Annotated in this window: 7 protein-coding genes; 5 read left to right on the plus strand and 2 right to left on the minus strand. The window is 75.8% G+C overall.

Annotation, left to right across the window (positions count from 1 at the left end; translation table 11 throughout):
* Window positions 1–105: 105 nt before the first annotated feature.
* From ACIQOV_RS18270 to ACIQOV_RS18280, 3 genes are all read left to right on the plus strand, one after another.
* Window positions 106–870: an ABC transporter ATP-binding protein gene (locus ACIQOV_RS18270; protein ID WP_380352254.1), complete on the plus strand. Its 765-nt coding sequence runs from the start codon at window positions 106–108 to the stop codon at window positions 868–870.
* 5 nt (window positions 871–875) lie between these two features.
* Window positions 876–2,267, plus strand: a complete 1,392-nt coding sequence (locus ACIQOV_RS18275) for an FtsX-like permease family protein (RefSeq protein ID WP_401049607.1) — start codon at window positions 876–878, stop codon at window positions 2,265–2,267.
* Window positions 2,268–2,427: 160 nt separating this feature from the next.
* A complete protein-coding gene (locus tag ACIQOV_RS18280) occupies window positions 2,428–3,681 on the plus strand; it encodes a sensor histidine kinase (RefSeq protein ID WP_401049608.1) in 1,254 nt (417 codons plus the stop codon).
* 96 nt (window positions 3,682–3,777) lie between these two features.
* Here the strand turns inward: ACIQOV_RS18280 and ACIQOV_RS18285 are convergent, their stop codons facing one another.
* Window positions 3,778–4,446, minus strand: coding sequence for a response regulator (locus tag ACIQOV_RS18285; protein WP_401049610.1), 669 nt, complete (start codon window positions 4,444–4,446; stop codon window positions 3,778–3,780).
* Window positions 4,447–4,529: 83 nt separating this feature from the next.
* Between ACIQOV_RS18285 and ACIQOV_RS18290 the strand changes: the two genes are divergently transcribed.
* Together ACIQOV_RS18290 and ACIQOV_RS18295 are read left to right on the plus strand one after the other, a co-directional pair.
* On the plus strand, window positions 4,530–5,018 hold the full coding sequence (locus ACIQOV_RS18290) for a MarR family winged helix-turn-helix transcriptional regulator (protein WP_401049611.1): 489 nt from the start codon (window positions 4,530–4,532) through the stop codon (window positions 5,016–5,018).
* Window positions 5,018–6,517: an MFS transporter gene (locus tag ACIQOV_RS18295; protein WP_401049613.1), complete on the plus strand. Its 1,500-nt coding sequence runs from the start codon at window positions 5,018–5,020 to the stop codon at window positions 6,515–6,517. Before ACIQOV_RS18290 ends, ACIQOV_RS18295 begins: the two co-directional genes overlap by 1 nt.
* A gap of 7 nt (window positions 6,518–6,524) precedes the next feature.
* On the opposite strand, the gene ACIQOV_RS18300 is transcribed toward ACIQOV_RS18295, so the two are convergent.
* Window positions 6,525–7,055, minus strand: coding sequence for a DUF5959 family protein (locus tag ACIQOV_RS18300; protein ID WP_401049615.1), 531 nt, complete (start codon window positions 7,053–7,055; stop codon window positions 6,525–6,527).
* Window positions 7,056–7,403: the final 348 nt, after the last annotated feature.

The raw sequence follows: 7,403 nt of genomic DNA on the forward strand, positions 1-7,403 counted from the left end.
GGGCGTAGCACCACCTGCGGGGTTCGGTTTTCCGAACCCCGGATTCGGGTGCCAGCACAATCGATCTCCCGGCCCCGGACGCCCACGATGGAGGGCATGAACGGGATGACGACAGCCGCCACCACGGCGGCGAACGACGGGATGACGGGCGCGGCCCTGAGCGCGGTCGGGCTGCACCGGGAGTACGGGCGCGGCGCGGCGGCCGTGCGGGCGCTGCGCGGGGTGTCGGTGGGCTTCGCGCCGGGGACGTTCACGGCGGTGATGGGGCCGTCGGGATCCGGCAAGACCACCCTGCTGCACTGCCTGGCCGGGATGGACCGCCCGACCAGGGGCACCGTGCGGTGGGGCGACACCGAGGTGTCCGGGCTGCCCGAACGGCGGCTCGCGGAGCTGCGCCGCACCCGGGTGGGGTTCGTGTTCCAGGCCTTCAACCTGATGCCCGCGATGACGGTCGCGCAGAACGTCGAGCTGCCCGGGCGGCTGGCCGGGCGGCCGCCGGAGCGGGGCGCGGTGCGGGAGGCGCTGGCCCGGGTCGGGCTGGCCGGGCGCGAGCGGCACCGGCCCGGGCAGCTGTCGGGCGGTCAGCAGCAGCGGGTGGCGATAGCCCGGGCCCTGGTCTCCCGGCCGGAGGTGCTGTTCGCCGACGAGCCGACCGGCGCACTGGACCGCGCCACCGGGCAGGAGGTCCTCGGCCTGCTGCGCGCGGGCGTCGACGTCGACGGACAGACCTGTGTGATGGTCACCCACGACCCGGTCGCCGCCGGGTACGCGGACCGGGTGCTGCTGCTCGCCGACGGCCTGCTGGTGGACGAGCTGATCAGGCCGACGGCCGCGCAGGTCGGCGAGCGGCTGAGCCGGTTGGGCGGGTGAGCGCCGTGAGCAGTCCCGTGCTGAGCCTCTCGGCGGGGCAGATCCGCCGCCGCCCGGCCTCCTTCGCCGGGCTGGGAACGGCGCTGTTCCTGGCGGTGGCGGCGGTGACGCTGTTCGGGTCGCTGGTCGCCGCGCAGGTCACGGCACCGGCCGCGGTGTCCCGGACGACGGTGTCCGGGCCGGGCCTGGTGCTGATCGCCGGCGCGTTCGGCGAGATCGCCGTCCTGGTCGCGCTGTTCGTCGTGGTCAACGCGCTCGGCTTCACGCTGCGCCAGCAGCACCGGGAGCTGGCGCTGCTGCGCACCGTCGCGGCGACGCCCCGTCAGGTCCGCCGGGTGGTGCGCGCGCAGGTGGTGGCGACGGCCCTGCTGGTGGCCGTGCCGGGCGGCCTGGCGGGCTTCCTCGCGGCCCGGGCCTTCCTCGCCGCGCTCCAGCGGCGCGACATGGCGGCACCCGGGCTCCGCATACCCGGGGCGCCGGTACCGGCGCTGGTCGGGCTCGGGGTGGCCCTGCTGGTCGGCCTGGCGGCCACCGCGGTCGCGGCCCGCCGGATCACCCGGCCCGCCCCGGCCGTCGCGCTGACCGAGGGCGCGGGCGGGCCACGGCGGACGGGCGCGCTGCGGGTGCTCGCCGGGGTGGCCGTGCTCGCCGGCGGCGGGTTGCTGCTGCGACTGGCCGCGAGCCGGCCGGCCGGAGAGCTGGACAAGGCGGGGCAGGCCGCGCTGCTCGGTTCGCTGGTGCTGCTGATCGCGGTCGGACTGCTGGGGCCGGTGGCGGCGAAGGGCCTGGCGGTCGTGCTCGGCGCCCCGGCGCGGGCGCTCGTGCCCAGGGCCGGCTGGCTGGCGGACGCCAACCTCCGCGGCTACGCGGCCCGGCTCTCCTCGGCCGTGGTGCCGGTCGCGCTGCTGGTCGGGCTCTGTGGCACCATGCTGACCCTGACCAGCACCGCGGAGCACGTGGCCCGGGCGACGGGTGCCGCGACCAGCGTCACCAAGGAGAGCGACATCTGGCTGCGCGAGATGGAGCTCGGACTGCTGGTCTGCTTCGCGGCGGTCTCCACGGTCAACACCCTGGTGGCGCTGACCGCCGAGCGGCGCCGGGAGTTCGCGCTGCTGCGCCTGGTCGGGGCGACGCGGCGGCAGCTGTTGCGGATGCTCTCCGTGGAGGCGGCCCTGACCACGGCGATCGGGGTGCTGCTCGGTGCGGCGGTGGCGGCCGCGGCCTCGGGGGCGTTCAGCCTGGCGGTGACGGGCTCGGTGGTCCCGGTGGTGCCGGGCGCGGCCTGCGCCCGGGTGGTGCTGGGAGCAGCGGTGCTCACGGTACCCGGGATCGTGGGCACGGGGCTGTGGGCGGTCGGCGGCCCGGCGGTGGCGTCGACGGGCGGGGAACGGCGGTGAGACGAGGGAGGCCCAGGCGGGCGTCGACGGTGGGCGGGCCGCCGGGTCGGTGCCGTGGTGGTTCGCGGGGCCGCCCGGACGGAGGGGCAGGTGGGTGCGGTGGCTCCGGATACCTGGTGGATGCTGGAGGCCGGTCGGAGGGTGAACGGTGAGGTGGACGGTGGCTGAGCGGCGGCGGTACCGGTCGGTGAGCGGCGGCGAACTGGCCTTCGCGGTGCTCGGGTTGCCGCTCGGGGTGCTCGGCGGGGTGTACGCCGTCGCGATCCTCTATGCCGGGGCGCTGCTCTCGCTCACCGTGCTGGGCCTGCCGTTCGTGGCCGCGGCGCTGCTCGGGGCGAGACGGCTCGGCGGGCTGCACCGGTGGCTGGTCGGGCGGCTGCTCCGGGAGGAGGTGCCCGCGCCGCCGCCGTTGCCGCGCCCGTCCGGGGTGTTCGCCCGGGGCCGGGCGATGCTGACCGACCCGGTGGCCTGGCGGACGCTGCTCTACCTCCTGCTGCGGCTGCCGCTGGGCGTGCTCGGGTTCCTCGCCGTGGTCGTGCTGCCGCTCGGCGGCGTCTGGCTGGTGGGCTTCCCGCTCTGGGTGCGGATGATGGAGCCGGGCCCGCGGTCGATCGGCCTGCTGGACCTGGGAGCGGTCCCGATCGGCCTCGCGGTGCTGGCCGTCGTCCCCGCCGCGGTGCGCGCCCTCGGCGGAGCGGACCGCACGCTCGCCCGCGCCCTGCTCGGGCCGGTGCGCTCGCAGCAGCGGGTGCGTCAGCTGGAGAACGCCCGGGCCACCCTGCTGGCCGAGAACACCGACCGGCTGCGGCGCCTGGAACGCGACCTGCACGACGGCACCCAGGCACAACTGGTCGCGCTCGCCATCACCCTGTCACTCGCCGACGACGTCATGACGGAGGGCGTTCCCTCCGGGGGCGGACCGGCCGGTTCGGGCGGGCCCGACCTCGGGCGGCTGCGCACCCTGGTCGACCGGGCCCGTGGGCAGACCGACGACACCATCGCCGGCCTGCGCCGGCTGACCCGGGGCATCCACCCGGTGGCACTGGACGGCGGGTTGGCCCAGGCCCTGCCGGGGCTGACCGCCACCTCTCCGGTGCCGGTCGACGTCCGGCTGGACCTGCGGGAGCGTCCGGAGGAGGTGATCGAGCGGGCCGTCTACTTCTGCGCGGCCGAGCTGTTGACCAACGTGGCCAAGCACAGCGACGCGCGGTCGGCGGAGCTGACCGTGACCGCGGCCGACGGGAGGGTCCGGCTGACCGTCCGTGACGACGGGCGCGGCGGCGCCGCGATCGGTGCGGGCACCGGCCTGGCCGGCCTGGCCGAACGGCTCGCGGCGGTGGACGGGACGCTGCGGGTGGACAGCCCGCCCGGTGGGCCGACGGTGGTCGGTGCCGAGTTGCCCGGCCGGCTTTGACGGGGGCACGGTCATTGCCTTCGGGGCCGTCGCCCTCCGGGGCCGCCGGTCTCGGGGTCGCCGGCCTTGGGGTGTCGCCGTTCCGGGGCCGTCGACTCAGGAGGCACCGCTCTCCGCGAGGTAGGCGAGCACGGCCTTGACCCGCCGGTTGTCGGCGTCGGTCGCGGGCAGGTCGAACTTGCCGAACACCGCGGCCACGTGCTTCTCCACCGCCCGCTCCGAGACCGTCAGCACCGTGGCGATCGAGCGGTTGGAGTGCCCCTGCGCCATCAGCTCCAGCACCTCCCGCTCGCGCGGGGTGAGCGCGTCCACCCGGCTGCGCCGCCCGCCGTGCATCAGGCCGTTGACGATCTCCGGGTCGAGGGCCGTGCCGCCCGCGGCGACCCGGTGCAGGGCGTCCACGAACTCGGAGGTCCGGGCCACCCGCTCCTTGAGCAGGTAGCCGATGCCCGCTGCGCCGGCCGCCAGCAGCCGGGCCGCCCAGACGGTCTCGACGTGCTGGGAGAAGACCAGGATGCCGACCTGGGGCAGGGCGGCCCGGATCTCCACCGCGGCCCGGATGCCCTCGTCGGTGTGGGTGGGCGGCATCCGGATGTCCACCACGGCCATGTCGGGCCGGTGCTCGGTGACGGCGGCCACCAGCTCGGGCGCCGTACCGGCGGTGGCGACCACCGCGCACCCACGGGCGGTGAGGAGTTCGACCATGCCGTCCCGGAGGATCACCGAATCCTCGGCGAGGACGACGCGGAGCTGATTGTCGATCATGCCGTCATTATCCGGCCCGCCATTCCCGGGAAATCCTTCAGTCCAGACTGGACAGTCCAGACTGATGAAATTACCGTGGAGCCATGACCGAGAAGCGAACCGGCCCCCAAGCCGCCGCGGCCCGTAAAGCCCCCGCCGAGGCCGTGGCGCCCGACACCGCGGCACTGGCCGCCCGCGAGCTGCGGGCCGTCTTCAGCCGACTGCGCCGCACGCTGCGGGAGGCGAGCGGGACCAGCGACCTGACCCCCTCCCAGACCGCCGTGCTCAGTCGGCTGATCAACGACGGTCCGGCCTCCGCGAGCGCGCTGGCCGCCGCCGAGCGGGTCCGTCCCCAGTCGATGGCCGCCACTCTCGCCGTGCTCGAACAGCACGGACTGGTCGGTCGCCGTCCCGACCCCGAGGACGGTCGCCGCCAGGTGGTCAGCCTCACCGAGGCGGGCCTGGCCCACGTCGCGGACAGCCGCCAGGCCCGTCAGGAGTGGCTGACCCGGGCCATGGCGGAGCACTACACCGGGGCCGAGCGCGCCACCGTACTGGAGGCACTGGCCCTGATGGACCGGCTGAACCGGTGATGGCCGGTCCGTCCGCCCTGCTGGCCCGGCTCCGGTCCCGCCGCCGGCTGCCCGCTCCGGAGGACGGGTTCAACCGTCGGCTGATCGCACCGATGGTGCTCGGCTCGGCGCTCAACCCGATCAACTCGTCGATGATCGCGGTGGCCCTGGTGCCCCTGGGCGCCGCCTTCGGCGCGCCGCCCGCCGAGACGGCCTGGCTGGTCACCGCGCTCTACCTGGCCACCGCCGTCGGCCAGCCGGTGATCGGGAGGCTCGTGGACACCCACGGGCCGCGCCGGCTCTACCTCGCCGGGACGGCCCTGGTCGGCCTCGCCGGACTGCTCGGCGCGCTCGCCCCGACGCTCGGACTGCTGATCGCCGCCCGGGTGCTGCTCGGCCTGGGCACCTCCGCGGCCTACCCGGCCGCGATGCACCTGACCCGTGCCGAGGCCGAGCGGACCGGGCAGTCCAGTCCCACCGGGGTGCTGACGCTGCTGGCCGTCGCCAACCAGACCGTCGCGGTGGTCGGCCCCACCCTGGGCGGTCTGCTGATCGGCGCGGGCGGCTGGCGGACGGTCTTCGCCGTCAACGTCCCGCTGTCACTGGCCTGTCTGGCGCTCGGCGCGGCCCGGCTGCCCGTCACCGACCGCCGCTCCGGCCGTCCGGACGGCAGAGACGGGACCGACGGCAGAGGTAGGCCCGACGGCAGACGCGGGTCCGGCCGCGGCGACCACCTCGACCGTCCGGAGCGCCTCGACCACGCCGGGATCGCGCTGTTCGCGGTCCTGCTGCTCGCCCTGATGCTGTTCCTGATGCGGCCCGACCCGGCGCGCTGGTACCTGCCGGTGCTCGCCGTCCTGGCGGCCGTCGCCTTCGCCGTCCGCGAGCGGCGGGCCCGCGCCCCCTTCATCGACCTGCGGTCGCTCGCCGGCAACCGCCCGCTGATCGCCACCTACCTGCGCCAGGTCCTCGGCTACACCTCCGTCTACGCCTTCCTCTACGGCTACACCCAGTGGCTGGAGGAGGGGCGCGGCCTGTCGGCGGCCTCCGCCGGACTGGTGCTGCTGCCGCTGTCGCTGACCGCGCTCACGGCCGCCGGGGTCACCGGCCGCAGTCCGGGTGTGCGCGGCAAGCTGCTGGTCGGCTCCGCCTGCCAGATCGCGGCCTGTGCCGCCCTGCTGTCGGTGCGCGCGAGCAGTCCGGGTGCTCTGCTGATCGCGGTGGGTGTGCTGGCGGGCGTCTCGCAGGGGCTGATCGGGCTCGGCACCCAGACCGCCCTCTACCACCAGGCGGACCCGGCCGCCATCGCCTCGGCGGCCGGGCTGCTGCGCACCTTCATGTACCTCGGCGCGATGGCGGCCTCGGCCGCGAACGCCGCCTTCTTCCCGCACGGTGCCACCACGGGCGGGCTGCACCGCCTCGCGCTGTTCATGCTCGGCGGCGCGGCCCTGCTCTTCCTCCTCACCGTGCCCGACCGTTCGCTCGGCCGGTTGGGACGTCCTGTGCGGACTCGGGGATGACGGATGATCAGCTCTCCTCCATCGGGGTTCCGCGCCAGGCGTGGAGGCCCGGGGCGAGCTCGACCGCCTCGGCCGGATAGGCCTCCCGGACGAGCTTGAGCAGCGCGCGCTGCTCGTCCAGCCAGTCCGGTGCGGGGGAGAGGACGACCCGGAGCGTGACGCCCGATTCCTCCGAGTCCGAGACGGTCACCCAGAGCCCGCCCGGCCGCGCGGGCTCGATCCGCAGTTCCGGGCCGTGCTCCTCGTCCAGCCAACGGACCGCGGCGCCGCGCCCGAGCCGCTCCAAAGCCGTTTCCCACTGGGTGAGATGGCGGTCGGTCACCAGCGTGACGAACTGCCCGCGCACCGAGTCGGCGGTGACGGTGATCTCGCAGTCCAGCCAGTCGTGTCCGAGCAGGGAGCCCGGTGCGTGTCGTCCGAGCACCCGTACCCGGACGTTCCGGCCGCCGGTCCGCCCGTCGCGGCCGGGGGCGTCGTCGGTTCCGGGGCGGTCGGTCAGTCTTATCAACTCGTTCTGCTGCGAAGCGACTTCGTTCACGGCGTGCTCCTGTTGGCAGCGGATCAGGGGCTGACATCCTTGCGCAGGTGTTCGCCCCGGTGCCAGCCCGGAATCGGGATGTTCCGGTCGTCGCCGACCGGCGGGAAACGCCCGGTGTCAGGGGGCGCCGCCCCGGCAAGCGTCGTCGGCACGCGGACGGCCTCCTGGACGCGTACTGCCTGCCGCCGGCGAACGGTCCGCGTGCGGACGAACGGCCCACCCGGACGCGGACTGCCCACCCGGACGCGGGGGGGGCCCCCCCCCGGGGGGGGGGGGGGGGGCGGCCCCCGGGGGGGGGGGGGGGCGCGGGGGGGGGGGGGGGCGCGGGGCGGGGGGGGGGCGGGGGTA

The sequence above is a fragment of the Kitasatospora sp. NPDC091257 genome (assembly GCF_044757675.1).
GTDB lineage: Bacteria > Actinomycetota > Actinomycetes > Streptomycetales > Streptomycetaceae > Kitasatospora > Kitasatospora lactacystinica.